Here is a 17,515-nt window from a genome sequence, read left to right on the forward strand (position 1 = left end):
TTGAATTGACGCGACATTAACGACGCCCGGCTAGCCTGCGCCATCCCGCTTTGCGTACCGGAAGCCAGCATGTCCGATCAGGCCGCCATCATCGTCGTCTCCAGCCAGCAGCCCGCGCCTTTCGCGTCGGCGCTGGCCGCGACGAAAATGTTTCCGCTGATCGATTCGACGTGGGGCGAAGCGCTCGACGCGGTGGCGCGCGTACAGCCCGCGGCGGTGCTGGTTTCGGCCGCCGGGGCCGACATGCCGATCTTCCAGGCGCTGGCGAAGCGCCTCGGCGCCAAGCAGCCTTACGTGCCGCTGATCGCGATCGACCCGACCACCGCTTTGCCGGGCCAGGCGATTCCCTTCACATCCACCGCCGGCAGTTTCGATCGCCTGAGCGCACGGCTGCGCAATGCGCTGCGGGTCCGCACGCTGCATGCCACGGTGATGCGCCGCCTCACCCCCGAGAACGTCTCCCGCACGCCGTTGCAGACGCCTGACCCGCTCGAAGACGCCACGGTGATGCTGATCGGCCGTGGCGCCGGCTATCCCGCTTTGTCGGTGGCGCTCGGCGAACGGGTCGGCCTGGTCGGCGCGCTCAGCATCGAATCCGCCGCCAAGCATCTCAACACCCGCGACCTCGACGGCATCGTGATCGGCGAAGGCTTCAGCCTGCGGGTCGTCGATGCCTTCCTCACCGTGCTGGCCGAGGACGCCCGGTTCCGCAACCTGCCGGTGGTCGTCAGCGCGCCGGGTCTTTTGCCGAGCTATAACCTCGCCAATCTCGAAATGACCGCCGGCGACGCCGCCGAAGTCGCGGCGGTCGCACTGCCGCTGATCCGCCAGCACGCGCTGGAAGTGCGACTGAACCGCAGCCTGAAGGCGATCGAATCGGATGGGCTGCTCGACGCCGCGACCGGATTGCTGACGCAAGCCGCGTTCGAACGCGACCTCGCCACCGCGGTCTATCAGACGCAATCGCGCGGCGGCGGCCTGTCTGCCGTGCGGTTCTCGTTCGACTCGATTCCGGAGCGCGTCCGCCACGATGCCTCGCGCATTCTGAGCCGGCTGATGCGCAAGATGGATTTCGGCACGCTGCGCGACGACGGTTCGATCATCGTGGTGTTCGCCGAGACCGATCTGCGCAACGCGCACATGATCGCCAAGCGGTTGTCCAGCGTGATGAAGCACACCATGCACGGCCCGAAACGCGACCCGCGCAACGATCCCAACCTCACGCTCGCGGTGCTGCTGCCGACCGACACCGCCAAATCGATCCTGGCGCGGTTGCATGGCGAAGCCGCGCAGCGCGAAGCCTCGTAAAATTCCGAACTCAATTCGGAACGACTAATACAGGTCTGCATTGTAAAGCATCTACAATGGAGACGACCATGAAAAAGCTCGCACTGATCACCGCTTCGCTCGCCCTTCTCGCCACCCCGGTTCTCGCCCAGACCGCGACGACCACCACCACGACGACGGGCATGGCGCCTGCGGATGCCAAGTTCTCGACCGTGGCCAAGGACGAGATGTTCAGCTCGAAGCTGAAGGGTCTCAACATCACCAACCAGAAGAACGAGACCGTCGGCGAGATCACCGATCTGGCCTTCAAGAACGACAAGATCGCAGCCATGATCCTGTCGGTCGGCGGTTTCCTGGGTATGGGTGAGCACTACGTCGCTGTCGCCCCCTCTTCCGTCAACGTCAAATATGACGAGAAGAACAACAAGTGGATGGCGACCATGAACACCACCAAGGACGCGCTGAAGGCGGCTCCGGAATTCAAGTATCCGAAATAAGCTTAGCACTTCAACGAACGAAGGCCGTCGGCAGCAATGCCGGCGGCCTTTTTCGTTTAGCTGCAACAAACTCGGCCGTCATCCCCGCCGAATCGCAATTGCGTTTCGGCTGGAGGCGCCGTCGCGAAGCGACGGCCTCGAAGGATGTGCCGCGAGCGCCGAACATGCCTCCTTCGAGGCTCGCCCTTTCGGGCGAGCACCTCAGGATGACGGCGGAGATCGTAGCTGCAACGGTTACGCCGCCTTTCTCTTCTCCGCCAGATTGGCCAGCGCACGCATGATCTCGGTCGCGCCTTCGAGGCGTTCTTCCGGCGTATCCCATTCCTGCAGGAACACCACCTTCATGTCCGGACGCACCTTGGCGGCGTTGCCGTAGGAACGGATGAAATACACCAGCCGATCGGGCTGCGCGAACTTGTTCTCGCGGAAGGTGATGACCATGCCCTTCGGGCCGGCATCGACCTTCTCGACATTGGCCCTCCGACAATACGCCTTGATCGCCGCGATCTTGAACAGATAGCGCACCTCGTCGGGCAGCACGCCGAAACGGTCGCGCAGCTCAGCGGCGAAATTGTCGATCTCGTCGTCGGTCTCGAGATCGGCGAGCCTTCGATACAGCGACAGACGCACCGCGAGGTCGTTGACGAAGTCTTCCGGAATGAGCACCGGCATGCCGACCGTGATGCTCGGCGACCAGCGGTCCTCGACCGGCTCGGAGATGCCGGATTTGAGGGCGAGGATCGCCTCCTCCAGCATCGATTGATACAGTTCGAAGCCGACTTCCTTGATGTGGCCCGACTGTTCCTGGCCGAGCAGATTGCCGGCGCCGCGGATATCGAGATCGTGCGAGGCGAGCTGGAAGCCGGCGCCCAGCGTCTCCAGCGACTGCAGCACTTTCAGCCGACGCTCCGCCTGCGCGGTGACCTTGGCCTGCGCCGGCAGCGTGAATAGCGCATAGGCCCGCAGCTTGGAGCGGCCGACGCGACCGCGCAACTGGTAGAGCTGCGCCAGGCCGAACATGTCGGCGCGGTGCACGATCAAGGTGTTGGCGGTCGGAATGTCCAGTCCGGATTCCACGATGGTGGTCGACAGCAGCACGTCGTATTTGCCGTCATAGAAGGCGGACATGATGTCCTCGATCACCGTCGGCGCCATCTGGCCGTGCGCGACGGCGACCTTCATCTCCGGAACGTGCTTGTCGAGGAAGTCCTTGACGTCGGCAAGGTCGTCGATGCGCGGCACCACGTAGAACGCCTGACCGCCGCGGTAGCGTTCGCGCAGCAGTGCTTCGCGGATCATCAGGGGATCGTGCGGCGCCACGAAGGTGCGGACCGCAAGGCGATCGACCGGCGGCGAGGCGATGATCGACAGATCGCGGACGCCGCTCAAGGCGAGCTGCAGCGTGCGCGGGATCGGTGTCGCCGACAGCGTCAGCACATGGACGTCGGCCCGGAGCTGCTTCAGCCGCTCCTTGTGGGTGACGCCGAAATGCTGCTCCTCGTCGACGACGACGAGGCCAAGATCCTTGAACTTGATCGCCTTGCCGAGCAGCGCATGGGTGCCGACCACGATGTCGATCGTGCCGTCGGCGATGCCCTTCTTGGTCTGGCTCATTTCCTTCGGCGTCACCAGCCGCGAGGCCTGCGCGACATTTACCGGAAAGCCCTTGAAGCGCTCGGTGAAGTTCTTGGCATGCTGGCGCGCGAGCAGCGTGGTCGGCACCACGACGGCGACCTGTTTGCCTTCCAGGGCCACGGCAAAGGTCGCGCGCAACGCCACCTCGGTTTTGCCGAAGCCGACGTCGCCGCAGATCAGGCGGTCCATCGGCCGACCGCTTTCAAGGTCGCCGAGCGCTGCATTGATCGCGCTCTGCTGGTCCTCGGTCTCCTCATAGGGGAAGCGCGCACAGAACTCGTCATAGAGATGCGGCTGCACGACGGTCTTCGGCGCCTCGCGCAGATGGCGTTCGGCGGCGATCTTGATGAGCTCGCCGGCAATCTCGCGAATCCGGTTCTTCAGCTTCGCCTTGCGCGCCTGCCAGCCGGAGCCGCCGAGCTTGTCGAGTTCGACATTGGTGGCATCCGAGCCGTAGCGCGACAGCAGTTCGATGTTCTCGACCGGCAGAAACAGCTTGGTCTCGTTGGCGTAGCGCAGCTCGAGGCAGTCATGCGGCGCGCCGCCGACCTGCAGCGTCTGCAGACCGACGAAGCGGCCGATGCCGTGCTCGACATGCACGACGATGTCGCCGGCGGCGAGCGAGGTGACTTCGGAAATGAAGTTGTCGAGCTTGCGCGTCGCCTTGCGCGGGCGAACCAGGCGATCGCCGAGAATGTCCTGCTCGCTGATGACGGCGATCTGGTCGGTCTCGAAGCCGGACTCCATGCCGACCACCGCCAGCATGGTCTGGTTGCGCGGCGTCGCCAGCACGGTGCGCCAGGAGTTCACGCTCTGCAGGTTCAGGAGCTTGTGGTCCTTGAGCATGCTGCCCATGCGGTCGCGCGAGCCTTCGCTCCACAGCGCCACCACGACCTTCTTGCGCGCCGCCTGCAGCGCCTCGATATGCGCGACCACGGCCGCGAACACATTGACCGAGGCATCGGCGCGCTCCGGCACGAAGTTTCGCCCGGCGCGGGCGCCAGCATCGACGAAGCCCGCGCTCTGCTCGGGCACGGCATAGGGCGTCAGCCGCACCAATGCGACGCCGGTGAGACGATCCTGCCATTCGTCCTGCGTGAGATAAAGCCGGTCGGGCGGCAGCGGCTTGTACACCGCGCCGCCGCCGGGAATTCCCATCGCCTCCCGGCGCGCCTCGTAATAGTCGGTGATCTGGCGAAAACGCTCGGAGGCCGCCGCCTCGCCTTCCGGCTCGATCGCGATCGGGGTGCCGTCCAGATAGTCGAACAGCGTATCCATCCGCTGCTGGAACAGCGGCAGCCAGTGCTCCATGCCGGGATGGCGGCGCCCCTCACTGACGGCTTCGTACAAGAGATCGTCGCGCTCCGGCGCGCCGAACTGCGCGACATAGCCCATGCGGAAGCGCTTGATGGTTTCGGTGACGAGCTGAAATTCCGAGATCGGCACCAGGTCGAGCGCGCGCATGTCGAAATGGGTGCGCTGGGTCTCGGGATCGAAGCTGCGGATCGATTCCAGGCTGTCGCCGAAGAAGTCGAACCGCACCGGCTGGTCGAGGCCGGCAGGGAACAGGTCGAGGATGCCGCCGCGCACGGCGTATTCGCCGGGCTCGCGCACCGTCGAGGAGCGGTTGTAGCCATTGTGCTCCAGCCAACTGATGATCGAGTCCATCGGCACGACATTGCCGGGCGCGACCGACAGCGCCTGCGCCGCAACGCCCTCGCGCGCCGGCACCCGCTGCACGATGGCATTGACCGTGGTCAGCACGATCAGCGGCTTCTCGCTGCCGGTCAGGCGCGACAGCCGCGCCAGCGCGGTGAGCCGCTGCGCCAGCACGCCGCCATGCGGCGAGACGCGGTCATAGGGCTGGCAGTCCCAGGCCGGAAACTGCATCACGCCGAGGTCGGGCGCAAAAAACTCCAGCGCCCGGGCGAGATTCTGCATCCTTGTGCCGTCGCGGCAGACCACCGCGAGGCTGACCGCCGGCGGCTTCGGCCGGGCGGCGATGGCGCGGGCGAGGTCGGAGACGATCAGGCCCTCGGCGCCCTCGGCGACATTGGCAAAAGTCAGTGCGCGCCCGGGCGCAAGCTGCGCCGCGGGAGAGACGGTCGGCGCCTTCATAGAGGCTTGTCCATATTCCGGAAGCTCTTGATGCGCTCGAACAAGGGGGTATGGAACTCCGGCGCCAGCCGGGTTTCGCCGACGAAGGCCGGATAGAGGTCGGGATCTTCGAGGCTGATCAGCGCCTCGAGCTGGGTCAGTTCCAGATCCGCCAGCAGGCCGATCTCGGCGTCGGCGAAGGTGCCCAGGATCAGGTCCATCTCGCGGGTGCCGCGGTGCCAGCAGCGGAACAGAAGCCGCTTGCGGCGATCATCCAGGCCGCCGCTCGATCGTGTCGTACCGGTCATAGGTCCATCCCGTGCAACGCCAAAAACCCGGACGTGCCGGGCAGGCTGATATAGCCCCCGGGCCCGGTGCTGTCAGCACCTGTTCTCGCATTGCATTCGTCCCAAAATGCATTCAAGTCTCGGCCATACCGCCGGCCCATGAGCCCGAACCGATCGCCTGAGTCGCAATGCGCCCTGAATTGCTCAATCCGCTGTTCGTTCCGGTCACCACCATCCCCGGCATCGGCCCGAAGATGGACAAGCTGCTGCGCTTTTTGCTGGGCCGCGACGAGACCCCGCGGATCGCCGACCTGTTGCTGCATCTGCCGGTCAGCGTGATCGACCGCCGCGCCCGGCCCAAGATCCGCGACGCCGAGATCGGCAAGATGGTGACGCTGGAAGTGACCGTCGACCGCCATCGCCCGGCGCCCGCCGGCCGCGCCCGCGTGCCGCATCTGGTCTATGCCTCCGACGACACCGGCGACGTGGTCATCACCTATTTCCGCGCCTATCCCGGACAGGTCGAGAAGATCCTGCCGGTCGGCGAGAAGCGCTTCGTCTCGGGCACCACGCAATTGTTCGACGGCGTCCTGCAGATCACCCATCCCGACCGCGTCATCGACGAGGAAGGCTTTGCGAAACTCAGCGGCATCGATCCGGTCTATCCGCTGACGCAGGGGCTGGCGATCGGCGCCCTGCGCAAGGCGGTCGGGCTGGCGCTGACCAAGCTGCCGGAGCTGCCGGAATGGATCAGCCCGGAAGTGCTGCGCCGCTGCAGTTTCCCGTCGCTGTGGGAGGCGCTGCATCGCGTTCATGTGCCCAATGAGATGACCGACGTCCTGCCGGAGGGTCCGTTCTGGTCGCGCCTTGCCTTCGACGAGTTGCTCGCCGGGCAACTGGCGCTGGCGCTGGTTCGCGCGCAGGTGCGCCGTCCGGCCGGCGACCGCAATGCCGGCGACGGCCATCTGCGGCACAAGATTATCGACGCCCTGCCGTATGCGCTCACCAAGTCGCAGCAGGAGGCGTCCGCCGCGATCGCGGAGGACCTGACCAAGCCGATGCGGATGCTGCGGCTGCTGCAGGGCGACGTCGGCTCCGGCAAGACCGTGGTGGCGCTGCTCGCCGCCGCCGCCGTCGCCGAGGTCGGCAAGCAGACCGCCCTGATGGCGCCGACCGAGATTCTCGCGCGCCAGCACATCAAGACGATCACGCCCTTGGCCGAACGCGCCGGCATGCGCGTCGCGATCCTGACCGGCCGCGAGAAGGGCCGCGAGCGCAAGGACATTCTCGCTCGCTTGGCCGCAGGCGAGATCGACATGCTGGTCGGCACGCATGCACTGATCCAGGACGACGTGATCTACAAATCGCTGGCGCTGGCGGTGGTCGACGAGCAGCACCGGTTCGGCGTCCGCGAGCGGCTGACGCTGACCAACAAGGGCAGCGCCGTCGACGTGCTGGTGCTGTCGGCCACGCCAATTCCGCGAACACTCGTGTTGACGTATTTCGGCGACATGGACGTCTCGGAGCTGCGCGAAAAGCCTGCCGGCCGGCAGCCGATCGAGACCCGCACGATGTCGAGCAGCCGGCTGAAGGAAGTGATCGACGGCGTCGGCCGCCAGATCGCCGCCGGGAAGCTGGTGTACTGGATCGTGCCGCTGGTCGAGGAGTCCGAAATGGACGGCCCGAAGCTCACCAATGCCGAGGAGCGCTTCGACAGCCTGCAGCAATTGTTCGGCGACAAGGTGGGCCTCGTGCACGGCCGCATGCGCGGCGCTGACAAGGACGCGGCGATGGCGCGCTTTGCCGCCGGCGAGACGCAGGTCCTGGTCGCCACCACCGTGGTCGAGGTCGGCGTCGACGTGCCGGCGGCCACCATCATGATCATCGAGAACGCTGAACGCTTCGGCCTGTCGCAGCTGCACCAGCTACGCGGCCGCATCGGCCGCGGCTCGGAAGCCTCGAACTGCCTGCTGATGTTCCGCGAGCCGCTCGGCGAGATCGCCGCCAAGCGGCTCAAGGTGATCAAGGACACCACCGACGGCTTCCGCATCGCCGAAGAGGATCTGAAACTGCGCGGCGAAGGCGACGTGCTCGGCACAAGGCAGAGCGGCATGCCGGGCTTCCGCATCGCGCGCCCCGAGGTGCACGCGCAACTGGTGACACAGGCCCGCGACGAGGCGTTGCGCATCCTGCAGGACGATCCGAAACTGAAAGGCGAGCGCGGCGAGGCGCTGCGGTGCCTGCTGTATCTCTACGAGCGCGACGAAGCGCTGCCGCTGATCGGCGCGGGATAGAAGGCGGAATTGATCGATCCGTAATGTTCGCGCAATGTTAGGCAGGCAGTTTCCGAACAATATCGAGAAGGAACCTTGGCTGTGCGCGTTCTCCTGGTGGAGGATGAACCCGAAATGGCGGCAGCACTGGCGACAGCCCTCCGGGATCACGACATGGTCGTCGATCTGGTCGCCGACCTCGGTCTCGCCGAGGAAGCGCTGCGCATTGCCACCTACAGTGCGGTCCTGCTCGACCGCCAACTACCGGATGGCGACGGGCTCAAGCTGATTCCAAAACTTCGCGCATCGGGATTGCAGACCCCTATCATCGTACTTACAGCGCGAGGCGAGATTGCCGACCGCGTCGCCGGGCTTGACGGTGGCGCTGACGATTACCTGAGCAAGCCTTTTGCAATCGCAGAGTTGCTGGCGCGCCTACGGGCGGTGCTGCGCCGACCGGGCGATCTACCCGACGAAACTCTCAAACTGGGTCGTCTCGCCTATGACGGCGCCCATCGGCAGGCCAGCGTCGCCGGGGTCGCCCTGAACTTGCCGCGCCGGGAGCTGTTGGTGCTTGAAGCGCTACTGCGTCGCGCCGGCCGGACCGTCGCCCGTTCAGTGCTCGATGACGCGGTCTACGGCTTTGATGACGAGATCCAGTCGAACGCGCTTGATACTCATGTTTCGCGGCTGCGGCGCAAGCTTGCCGATGCCGACGCCGGCATCGAGATTCACGCGATCCGCGGCATCGGCTACCTGATCAACAGCCAGTCATGACCACGCTGACGCGGAATTCGCTGCGCTGGGTGCTGGTCCGCCGCCTGATCGTGCTGCAGGCGACCGTGCTCGCGATCTTGGTAGCCGTCGTGTTCGCCGCGTTGTGGGCCGGCGGCTATCTGGTTGCACCGGAGCCGGAAGATCGGACGCTCGACGCGATCAGCGACGCGATTGCGCGCGATACCTCGGGCGGCATCGTGATCCGCGAGACCCCGGCTTTGTCAAATCTTTACGCGGAAAGTCCGGATCTCTGGTTTCAGGTCCGGGACCGCAGCGGTCATGTCGCATCGGTAGGCAAGATACCTGCAGAATTTGCGCGGATTGGTGGCGCTCTCGACGAGATCGGACAGGCGCGTCTCGGCTGGACCGTCGGCGACGCGCCGCGCGCCCCGGCGCGCATGCGTTGGCTGGAAACCCCGGCCGGCGCGGTCCAGATTCTGACCGGCTCGGGCGCGACATTGCCCTGGCAATGGCTGGCCACCGCGGTCGTCAAAGTGCTGGCCAGCGTCATCTTGCCGATCGGGGCCATGATGGCGGTGACGACGCTGCTGGCGACGCCGATCGTGGTGCGACGCGCGCTGGACGGGCTGCGCCAAACCGCGGCGGAAGCTGTCCGCATCGACATCGACCGGCGCGCCACCCGACTTTCGCTCGATCAGGTGCCGCAAGAAATTGCTCCCTTGGTCCGGGCGGTCAACGACGCGCTGGCGCGTCTCGATGATGGTGTCGAGCGCCGCCAGCGTTTCCTGGCCAATGCGGCGCATGAAGTCCGGACGCCGATCGCCATTTTGCAGACCCGCATCGAAACCCTCGCGCCGGGGCCGCAGACCACGCGTTTGCTCGAAGACGTGAAGCGCCTCTCGGTGCTGGCCGATCAACTGCTTGACGTCGAGCGACTGGAGCAGACGGCAGCCTCGCACGCCATCGTCGATCTGGTCGGTATCGCGCGTCATGTGACCGCCGACCTCGCCCCGCTGGCCATCGGGGCCGGCTACGAGATCGCGTTCGAGACCACGGTCCCCCACGCCAAGATGCTCGGCGATGAAGGCGCCCTGCAGCGAGCGATCGCCAACCTCATCCAAAATGCGATCCAGTACGGCGGCCGCAGCGGCAGGATCGTGGTTCGCGTAACGCCGTCGAGCATATCGGTGACCGACAGCGGTGCTGGCATTGCGCCGGCCGATCGCGAGCGCGTATTCGAGCCCTTCTATCGCTCCAGTGCGGCGACACGCGGAGCGGGGCTGGGACTCAACCTGGTTCGGGAAATTGCTCGGTTGCACGACGGCCGGGTGGTGATCGACGACGGCGACGAGGGCGGCGCCTGCGTGACGATTTCGTTCGGCCAGCGAAGGCCGCACCTCTAAGAACGTCCGGTCATGACGGCGCGCGACATGCTCTGATCCTGCGGCATGTAATGTTCACACAATCTCCAACCTGCATACCGGCTGCGACACCGACGATCGTCGGTGACGTCACATTGCAATGGACCGTCTTCATGACCGCACGCAGCCTCCTCCTGTTTTTACGGACACTCGCCCTGTCACCTCGAATGGTTGGCGCAATCGCTCCGTCAGGGACCGGCTTGGCCAAGATGATGACACAGGAAATCAACGCCGCGACCGGACCGGTCCTCGAACTCGGGCCGGGAACGGGCGTCTTCACCAAAGCATTGCTGGCGCGTGGCGTCAGTGAGCGGGATCTCACGCTCATCGAATATGGATCCGACTTCATACGGACGCTGCAGTTGCGGTTTCCCGCCGCGCGTGTCCTCTGGATGGACGCCGCCTGGATCAATTCTCACAAGGTATTCGAGAACAACAGCTTTGGCGCCGTCGTCAGCGGCCTGCCGTTGCTCAACATCACGCCGACCAAGGTCGAGGCAATCCTGCGCGGCGTCTTCAGTAGCCTGAAAGAAGATGGCGTGATGTACCAGTTCACCTATGGCGTGAGCAGTCCCGTCCATCATGAACTTCTCGAACGGCTCGGACTGCACGCCTCCTGCGTTGGACGCGTCTTGCTGAACGTCCCGCCTGCCTCAGTTTACCGCATCGTACGCCGCGCGCCGAACGCCGGAGTGACGCCATGAACTTCGCTGCTGCGCACCTGCCGGATGCGCTCGTCGCTTGCATCGGCGCGGGACCGCTTGGCATCGGCTTGATCGGCCTGGCTGAAAAGCTGTGCCCGGTCGTGCCGTCCTATCTGCTCTTTGTCGTCACCGGCGTTGTCCTCGCTGCCGGCAATGGCAATCCGGTGCTCGCGCTACTCGCGGCCGCCGTGGGCTCAACGGCCGGCTCGCTATGCTGGTACGGCGCCGGACGTAAATTAGGCGAAACGCGAAGCAACGCCCTTGTTTCGCGTTTCGGACCCTGGATCCATCTTTCGCCAACGCGCTATCAATTTGCGGTCAATGCGTTTCACCGCAACCTGCTGACGATCTCGACCATCGGCCAGACCATCCCGGCCATGCGGGTCTTTCTCGCGGTTCCAGCGGGCGCAATCGGGGTGTCAATCAGCCGTTTCCTGATTGGTACCTTCATCGGCAGCGTAATCTGGACAGCGCCGCTCATCATCATGGGCTATTTCATCGGTACCAGCCGCGCTGACCCGGCGTCGGACGCCCTGCTGCTGATCGTCGTGCTTATCGCCCTCGAAGTCCTGGCGGTGACGATCTGGCGCCGATGGCGGCGGCGCAGGTAGGGACCGGCCCGCAGGGGCGACTACTCGACCTTCGCCGGCTCCTGCGCCACGGCGCCGGTGTTCGCCACGCGCGCGGCATTTGCCATCTCGGCCAGCGCCGCGATCTTCTTCTGCGGGTCGGAGCCAGGCTGCACCACGCCGGCCGACATGATCAGGGTCGCGGCATCCTCGGCGGACATGTCGATGTCGATGATCTTGCTCTTCGGCACGTAGAAGAAAAAGCCGGTAGTCGGGTTCGGCGCACACGGCAGGAACACCGAGATGTATTCGTCCTGGCCCGGCAGGCTGTTGCTGATCTCGACGCTGGGGGGCTGCGAGATCAGCACGATCGACCACATCCCCGGCGACGGGAATTCGACCAGACCGACCTTGCGGAAGCTCGAGCCGGAACCCGAGAACAGCGTCTCGAATACCTGCTTCAGCCCGCGATAGATCGCGCGCACCACCGGCATGCGGCCGAGCAGTTTTTCGCCGAGATCGACCAGCGTGCGGCCGATCAAATTGGCGGTGAGGAAGCCCAGCAGCGTCAGCGCCACGAAGGCGACGATCAGGCCGGAGCCGGGGATGTTGTAGGGCAGATACTGTTCCGGCCGATAGGCCTCGGGCACGAATGGCCGCACCAGGCCATCGACCCAGGTCACGAACCACCAGGTCAGGTAGAAGGTGATGGCGACCGGGCCGGCGACGATCAGGCCGGTGAGAAAGTAGGTGCGGATGCGGCCCATGAAGCCGCGCGGCGTCTCGGGCACGGGATCACCGACGGGCATCGTCGGCGGCAGGTCGTTGCGGTCCATCAGCGTTCCAAATCCAGGGGCGCGGCGCGCATGGTGGCGCCGTTCGCGTTCGCCGACATCCTAGCAGCTTTTCGCCGCTGCGGTGCAAAGTTGCCGCGCGGCAAAGAGCCGTTGACGGCCGGGATTTCCCGGCGTCCCGCAGATGCGCCCTATTCCACCGTGACCGATTTTGCCAGATTACGCGGCTGGTCGACGTCGGTGCCCATGATGACGGCCGTGTGATAGGCCAGGAGCTGCACCGGAATGGCATAGACCATCGGCGTGAAGGTCGACGCCATGTCGGGCATGACGATGGTCACCAGCGACTCGACTGTGGCCTCCTCCGCGCCCTTGGCGTCGGTCATCAGGATGATCCGGCCGCCGCGCGCCGCGACTTCCTGCATGTTTGACACGGTCTTCTCGAACACCCGGTCGAACGGCGCGATCACCACCACCGGCATGTTCTCGTCGATCAGCGCGATCGGCCCATGCTTGAGCTCGCCGGCGGCATAGCCCTCGGCATGGATGTAGGAAATTTCCTTCAGCTTCAGCGCGCCTTCCAGCGCCAGCGGGTAGCTCGTGCCGCGGCCGAGATAGAGCACGTCCTGGCATTTGGCGATGTCGCGGGCGAGCTTCTCGATCAAGGGCTCGGTGGTCAGCGCCTCGGCCATCAGGCGCGGAATCTCGACCAGGCCATGCACCAGCTTGGCTTCGTCCGCATCCGAGAGTTCGCCGCGCGCCTTGCCGGCAGCGACCGCGAGCGCGGCCAGCACCATCAGCTGGCAGGTGAACGCCTTGGTCGAGGCGACGCCGATTTCCGGGCCAGCCAGCGTCGGCATCACCGTCTCGCTCTCGCGCGCAATGGTCGAGGTCGACACATTGACCACCGACAGCGTGTGCATGCCCTGTTCCTTGGCATAGCGCAGAGCTGCGAGCGTGTCGGCGGTCTCGCCGGATTGCGAGATGAAGATCGCCAGATCGCCCTTGCGCACCGGCGCTTCGCGGTAGCGGAATTCGGAGGCGACATCGAGCTCGACCGGCACGCGGCCGAGCCGCTCGAACCAGTATTTGGCGACGTAGCCGGCGTAGCTCGCCGTACCGCAGGCGGTGATCGAGATGCGCTGGATGTCCTTGAAGTCGAACGGCAGCTTGACCGGCAGCGAGACGCGCTCGCTGGCCATGTCGACATAGCGCGCCAGCGTGTGGCCGACGACTTCCGGCTGCTCGTGGATTTCCTTGGCCATGAAGTGGCGGTAGTTCGCCTTGTCGACCATGAAGCTTGAGGCGCCCGACTTCAGGATCTCGCGCTTGACGACCTTGCCGTGCTCGTCGTGCACCACCGCGCCCTTGCGGTTCAGGACCACCCAGTCGCCATCCTCGAGATAGCTGATGTCATCGGTAAAAGGCGCCAGCGCGATGGCGTCGGAGCCGAGATACATCTCGCCGTCGCCATAGCCGATCGCGAGCGGCGATCCCTTGCGGGCGCCGATCATCAGGTTCGGGTGCCCCTCGAAGATGAAGGCCAGCGCGAAGGCACCGCGCAGCAGCGGCAGCGCCTGCTTGACGGCTTCCTGCGGCGAGGCGTCGTTCATGACGAAGGAATTGACCAGATGGGCGACCACCTCGGTATCGGTCTCGCTGGCGAACACCGCGCCCTTGGCTTCGAGCTGCATCCGCAACTCACGAAAATTCTCGATGATGCCGTTATGCACGACGGCGACGCCGCCCGCGGCATGGGGATGGGCGTTGGCAACGGTCGGCTTGCCGTGCGTGGCCCAGCGGGTATGTCCGATGCCGATATGGCCGGTCAGCGGCGACTGGGCGAGCGTGGCTTCGAGGTTCTTCAATTTGCCTTCGGCGCGGCGGCGCTCGAGATGATCGCCCTCCAGCGTCGCCACGCCAGCGGAATCATAGCCGCGATATTCCAGCCGCTTCAGCGAATCCACGATCTGGTCCGCTACGGGACCGCGTCCCAAAATTCCGACAATGCCGCACATGCGGGTACATCTCTCCGAGGTATTAAAGTGCCAGAAGACTCCGGCCTCTCTTAGCGAGAAACGCCAAGGTCTTGTTACTCAATTATTATTGCCGATTGAGACAGATTTCGGCGGATCTGCCCCGGATTTTGCGCGGCGGGTTTAACAGCTCATTAACGGCTTTGGCGGAGCTTCTCCATACCGGAGGTAGCGCCATGAGAGATCCTCGCGAACCCAGGTCGCCGTCCCAGAGCCGGCTGGCGCATTGGCCGCCGCCGGTGCGCAGCGCCGAGATCCTGCGCAAGTTGATCCGGCAGCCGCATGCACCGGACGAGCCCGTCAACCGCGCGGTGCGTCGCGGCTGGCGGCTGAAACGCGAATTATTCTCCGACGAGGAATCATGACCAGGCTCATTTCGGCTTTTTGGCCGCCATCCGCTCGTCGCGAAACCGCTTCGCCCAGCCATCCTTGACCGCCACCGGGCTGCGTTCGAAGGCCAGCGCGTCGTCCGGCACATCGCGCGTAATCACCGAGCCGGAGCCGATATAAGCCCCGGCGCCGATCGTCACCGGCGCCACCAGCGACGAGTTCGAGCCGACGAAGGCGCCGGCGCCGATCGAGGTCTTGTGCTTGTTGAAGCCGTCGTAATTGCAGGTGATGGTGCCCGCGCCGATATTGGCGCCGGCCCCGATATGGGTGTCGCCGATGTAAGTGAGGTGATTGACCTTGACCCCGGCCTCCAGGATCGCGGCCTTGGTCTCGACGAAATTGCCGATCCGCGCGCCGTCCCCGACCTTGGTCCCCGGCCGCAGCCGCGCATAGGGGCCGATCGAGGCATTCCGGCCGATCGCGGCCTGCACCAGATGCGAGAAGGCGTGAATCACCGCGCCGTCGGCAATGCTGACGCCCGGCCCGATCACCACGTAATGCTCGATCGTGACGTCGCGGCCGAAACTGGTGTCGGCGGCGAGATAGACGGTTTCGGGCGCGATGATGGTGACGCCGGCGTCGAGCGCCGCCTTGCGCAATCGCGCCTGCATGATCGCCTCGGCCTCGGCGAGCTGCGCCTTGGTGTTGATGCCGCGGACCTCGTCTTCGGCGGTCTCGATCACGCAGGCCTGCAGGCCCATCGCGCGGACCACTTCGACCGCATCGGTCAGATAGTATTCGCCCTTGCTGTTCGCCTTGCCGATCTTCTCGATCACGGCCAGCGCGGTCCTGCCGTCGAACGCCATCATCCCGGCATTGCACAGATCGACCGCTCGCTCCGCGGGCGTGGCGTCGGCATGTTCGCGGATCGCCACCAACTGGTCGCCCTCGACCAGCAGCCGGCCGTAACCGGTCGGATCCTTGGCGCGAAAGCCCAGCACCGCCAGCGCCGCGCCGGCCTTCAGCGGCGCCCGCAGACGTTCAAACGTCTCGGCCGAGATCAGCGGCGTATCGCCGAAAGCGACCAGCAGATCATCGGCGCCGTTGGCAATGGCTTGTTTGGCGGCGAGCACGGCATGCGCGGTGCCGAGCCGTTCGCGCTGGATGAACGTCGCCGCATCCGGCCGGGCGCGCGTCGCCTCATCGGCTACCGGCTGGTGGTCCGGGCCGACCACCACGGCGAGCGCCGATCCAGGGCCGGCCGGGGCAGCGCCAAGCACATGGGCGAGCAGCGACTGGCCGGCGACCTGATGCAGAACCTTCGGCGTCGACGAACGCATCCGTGTGCCCTCGCCGGCGGCGAGCACGATGGTCAGGCTGGTTCTGCCGGTCATCCGAATCCCCGTGTTGTGCGCGCAGCGCGCAGCCGCCCTCCATAAAGCGTTTTCGAGCAAAGAGGAAAGCGGTTTTACCGCATCCATCGCGCGCGGAACTCAGGTTACGCCGTGGTTTCCTGTATTGTTGAAGTGTGATTCGAATGGGCGCAGCGGGCGCCCGGGAAGCACCAAGGCGGGTATGGCAGACGATCGCGACAAATGGGCCGATACGCTTTCGGCCGAGCCTGCCGGGGGCTGGCTGACGGGGCTTGTGGCGGAAGAAGATACGTTCGACCGCCGCACGCTGTGGCGGCTGGGTTCGTGGGGCGCCGGCGCCGTGGCTGCCGTGATCGTGGCCGTGCTGGCCAGCCAGTCGCACTCAAAGCTCCGCCGCGAACAGGGCGCTTCCGCCCAATTGATGGCGCAGCAGTCGCAGCAGATCCAGTTCGTTGCCAAAGAGACCCAGAACGAGGCCCGGCGGCTGTCGCAGGCGATCGAGACGCTAAACGGCGACCGCGACCGGCTGTATTCCCGCGTCACTTCGATCGAACAGGGGCTCGAATCGGTGACCGGCTCGATCAAGCGCCAGGCCGTGGCAACGGCTCCCCCGGCCCTGCCTGCCCTCCCACCTGCCCTGCCGCCTGCCACCCTGTCGGCTGCCGCCCTGTCGGCTGCCACCGTCGAACCTGTCCTGCACGTCAATGCCGTACCGTCGATGGCGCCCGCGCCTTCGATGCCGCCGTCGCCACCGCCGTCGATCGCGCCAGTGACCGTCGTCGCGCCGGTTGAGCCACCGCGGCCGTCCGCTGCCGCTTCGATAGCGGCTTCCGCGCCGCTGATGGCCCCGAAATCGATCTTGGCGCCCCCCGACGCCACCGCCGCCCGTCTCATCGAACCGCCATCGCCTGAACCCGCCAAGGCACCGGACACCACGGCTTCCGTTCATCCCATAGCACCCGAGCCGGCCGCGATCTCGGAGCCTGGCGCAACGCCGGTGCCGCGGACCGAATTCGGCGTCGATCTCGGCGGCGCCAATTCGGTGGAAGGTCTTCGCGCCTTATGGCGCGGCCTCGCCAGCACCAGGGAACTGAACGGGCTGCGCCCGGTCATGATCATCCGGGAGCGCAATGGCGGCTATGGCATGCAACTGCGGCTAATTGCCGGCCCGCTTGGCGACGCGGCCGCCGCCGCCCGGCTCTGCGCCGTGCTGATCGAAAGCAAGCGGGCCTGCGAAACCGCGGTGTTCGACGGCCAGCGGCTGGCGCTGAAGAACGACGCGCGGCCGGAAGCGGCACCGCCGCCGCGCCGCCGCGCCGCGCCAAAGCAGGAACGCACCGAGCGCGCCCCGCCGCCGCCGCCCGCCGAAGAGCCGGCACCGCCGCCGAAGCCGGCCTCCACGCTGAGCTCGATCCTCGGCCTGCGCTAGCAGCGAAACACCTCCACCCGACTGCCGGGTTGTCCCGCAGCGCGA

The 17,515-nt window shown here is 65.8% G+C and carries 14 protein-coding genes; 9 read left to right on the top strand and 5 right to left on the bottom strand.

All coding sequences use genetic code 11. The features are described 5' to 3' along the window. The first annotated feature begins 69 nt into the window (after positions 1-69). Both FNL56_RS16830 and FNL56_RS16835 read left to right on the top strand, forming a co-directional pair. Positions 70-1,308 (top strand): GGDEF domain-containing protein, encoded by a 1,239-nt coding sequence (locus tag FNL56_RS16830; protein WP_143574039.1) that lies wholly within the window; start codon positions 70-72, stop codon positions 1,306-1,308. Between the two features lie 68 nt (positions 1,309-1,376). Further along, positions 1,377-1,784: a PRC-barrel domain-containing protein gene (locus FNL56_RS16835; protein WP_143574040.1), complete on the top strand. Its 408-nt coding sequence runs from the start codon at positions 1,377-1,379 to the stop codon at positions 1,782-1,784. A gap of 234 nt (positions 1,785-2,018) precedes the next feature. On the opposite strand, the gene mfd is transcribed toward FNL56_RS16835, so the two are convergent. Both mfd and FNL56_RS16845 read right to left on the bottom strand, forming a co-directional pair. Further along, positions 2,019-5,537 carry a transcription-repair coupling factor gene (gene mfd / locus FNL56_RS16840; RefSeq protein ID WP_143574041.1) on the bottom strand — a complete coding sequence of 1,173 codons (3,519 nt, stop codon included), beginning with the start codon at positions 5,535-5,537 and terminating at the stop codon, positions 2,019-2,021. Next, complete coding sequence (locus FNL56_RS16845) at positions 5,534-5,824, bottom strand: FAD assembly factor SdhE (protein ID WP_143578022.1); 291 nt, start codon at positions 5,822-5,824, stop codon at positions 5,534-5,536. Before FNL56_RS16845 ends, mfd begins: the two co-directional genes overlap by 4 nt. A 167-nt stretch (positions 5,825-5,991) precedes the next feature. On the opposite strand from FNL56_RS16845, the gene recG reads away from it, so the two are divergent. From recG to FNL56_RS16870, 5 genes are all read left to right on the top strand, one after another. Next, a complete protein-coding gene (gene recG / locus FNL56_RS16850; RefSeq protein ID WP_143578023.1) occupies positions 5,992-8,097 on the top strand; it encodes an ATP-dependent DNA helicase RecG in 2,106 nt (701 codons plus the stop codon). 81 nt (positions 8,098-8,178) lie between these two features. Beyond that, the gene (locus FNL56_RS16855; RefSeq protein WP_143574044.1) at positions 8,179-8,853 is read left to right on the top strand and encodes a response regulator transcription factor; all 675 of its coding nucleotides are present in this window, start codon (positions 8,179-8,181) and stop codon (positions 8,851-8,853) included. Beyond that, the gene (locus tag FNL56_RS16860) at positions 8,850-10,217 is read left to right on the top strand and encodes a sensor histidine kinase (RefSeq protein WP_143574045.1); all 1,368 of its coding nucleotides are present in this window, start codon (positions 8,850-8,852) and stop codon (positions 10,215-10,217) included. The genes FNL56_RS16855 and FNL56_RS16860 overlap by 4 nt, the downstream gene beginning before the upstream one ends. A 227-nt stretch (positions 10,218-10,444) precedes the next feature. Beyond that, positions 10,445-10,939, top strand: a complete 495-nt coding sequence (locus tag FNL56_RS16865) for a class I SAM-dependent methyltransferase (RefSeq protein WP_365948078.1) — start codon at positions 10,445-10,447, stop codon at positions 10,937-10,939. Further along, entirely contained in the window at positions 10,936-11,550 is a 615-nt protein-coding gene (locus FNL56_RS16870) for a DedA family protein (RefSeq protein WP_143574047.1), read from the top strand. The genes FNL56_RS16865 and FNL56_RS16870 overlap by 4 nt, the downstream gene beginning before the upstream one ends. A 20-nt stretch (positions 11,551-11,570) precedes the next feature. On the opposite strand, the gene FNL56_RS16875 is transcribed toward FNL56_RS16870, so the two are convergent. Together FNL56_RS16875 and glmS are read right to left on the bottom strand one after the other, a co-directional pair. After that, the gene (locus FNL56_RS16875; protein WP_143574048.1) at positions 11,571-12,344 is read right to left on the bottom strand and encodes a DUF502 domain-containing protein; all 774 of its coding nucleotides are present in this window, start codon (positions 12,342-12,344) and stop codon (positions 11,571-11,573) included. Between the two features lie 149 nt (positions 12,345-12,493). Further along, complete coding sequence (gene glmS, locus FNL56_RS16880; RefSeq protein ID WP_143574049.1) at positions 12,494-14,320, bottom strand: glutamine--fructose-6-phosphate transaminase (isomerizing); 1,827 nt, start codon at positions 14,318-14,320, stop codon at positions 12,494-12,496. A 194-nt stretch (positions 14,321-14,514) separates the two neighbouring features. Here glmS and FNL56_RS16885 point away from each other — a divergent pair, with 194 nt between their 5' ends. After that, positions 14,515-14,703 (top strand): hypothetical protein, encoded by a 189-nt coding sequence (locus FNL56_RS16885; protein WP_143574050.1) that lies wholly within the window; start codon positions 14,515-14,517, stop codon positions 14,701-14,703. A gap of 6 nt (positions 14,704-14,709) precedes the next feature. On the opposite strand, the gene glmU is transcribed toward FNL56_RS16885, so the two are convergent. Beyond that, the gene (gene glmU, locus FNL56_RS16890; RefSeq protein WP_143574051.1) at positions 14,710-16,062 is read right to left on the bottom strand and encodes a bifunctional UDP-N-acetylglucosamine diphosphorylase/glucosamine-1-phosphate N-acetyltransferase GlmU; all 1,353 of its coding nucleotides are present in this window, start codon (positions 16,060-16,062) and stop codon (positions 14,710-14,712) included. A 181-nt stretch (positions 16,063-16,243) separates the two neighbouring features. Here glmU and FNL56_RS16895 point away from each other — a divergent pair, with 181 nt between their 5' ends. Beyond that, a complete protein-coding gene (locus FNL56_RS16895; protein WP_143574052.1) occupies positions 16,244-17,470 on the top strand; it encodes a hypothetical protein in 1,227 nt (408 codons plus the stop codon). Positions 17,471-17,515 lie beyond the last annotated feature (45 nt).

It is taken from the genome of Tardiphaga sp. vice304, from assembly GCF_007018905.1.
Classification (GTDB): Bacteria; Pseudomonadota; Alphaproteobacteria; order Rhizobiales; family Xanthobacteraceae; genus Tardiphaga.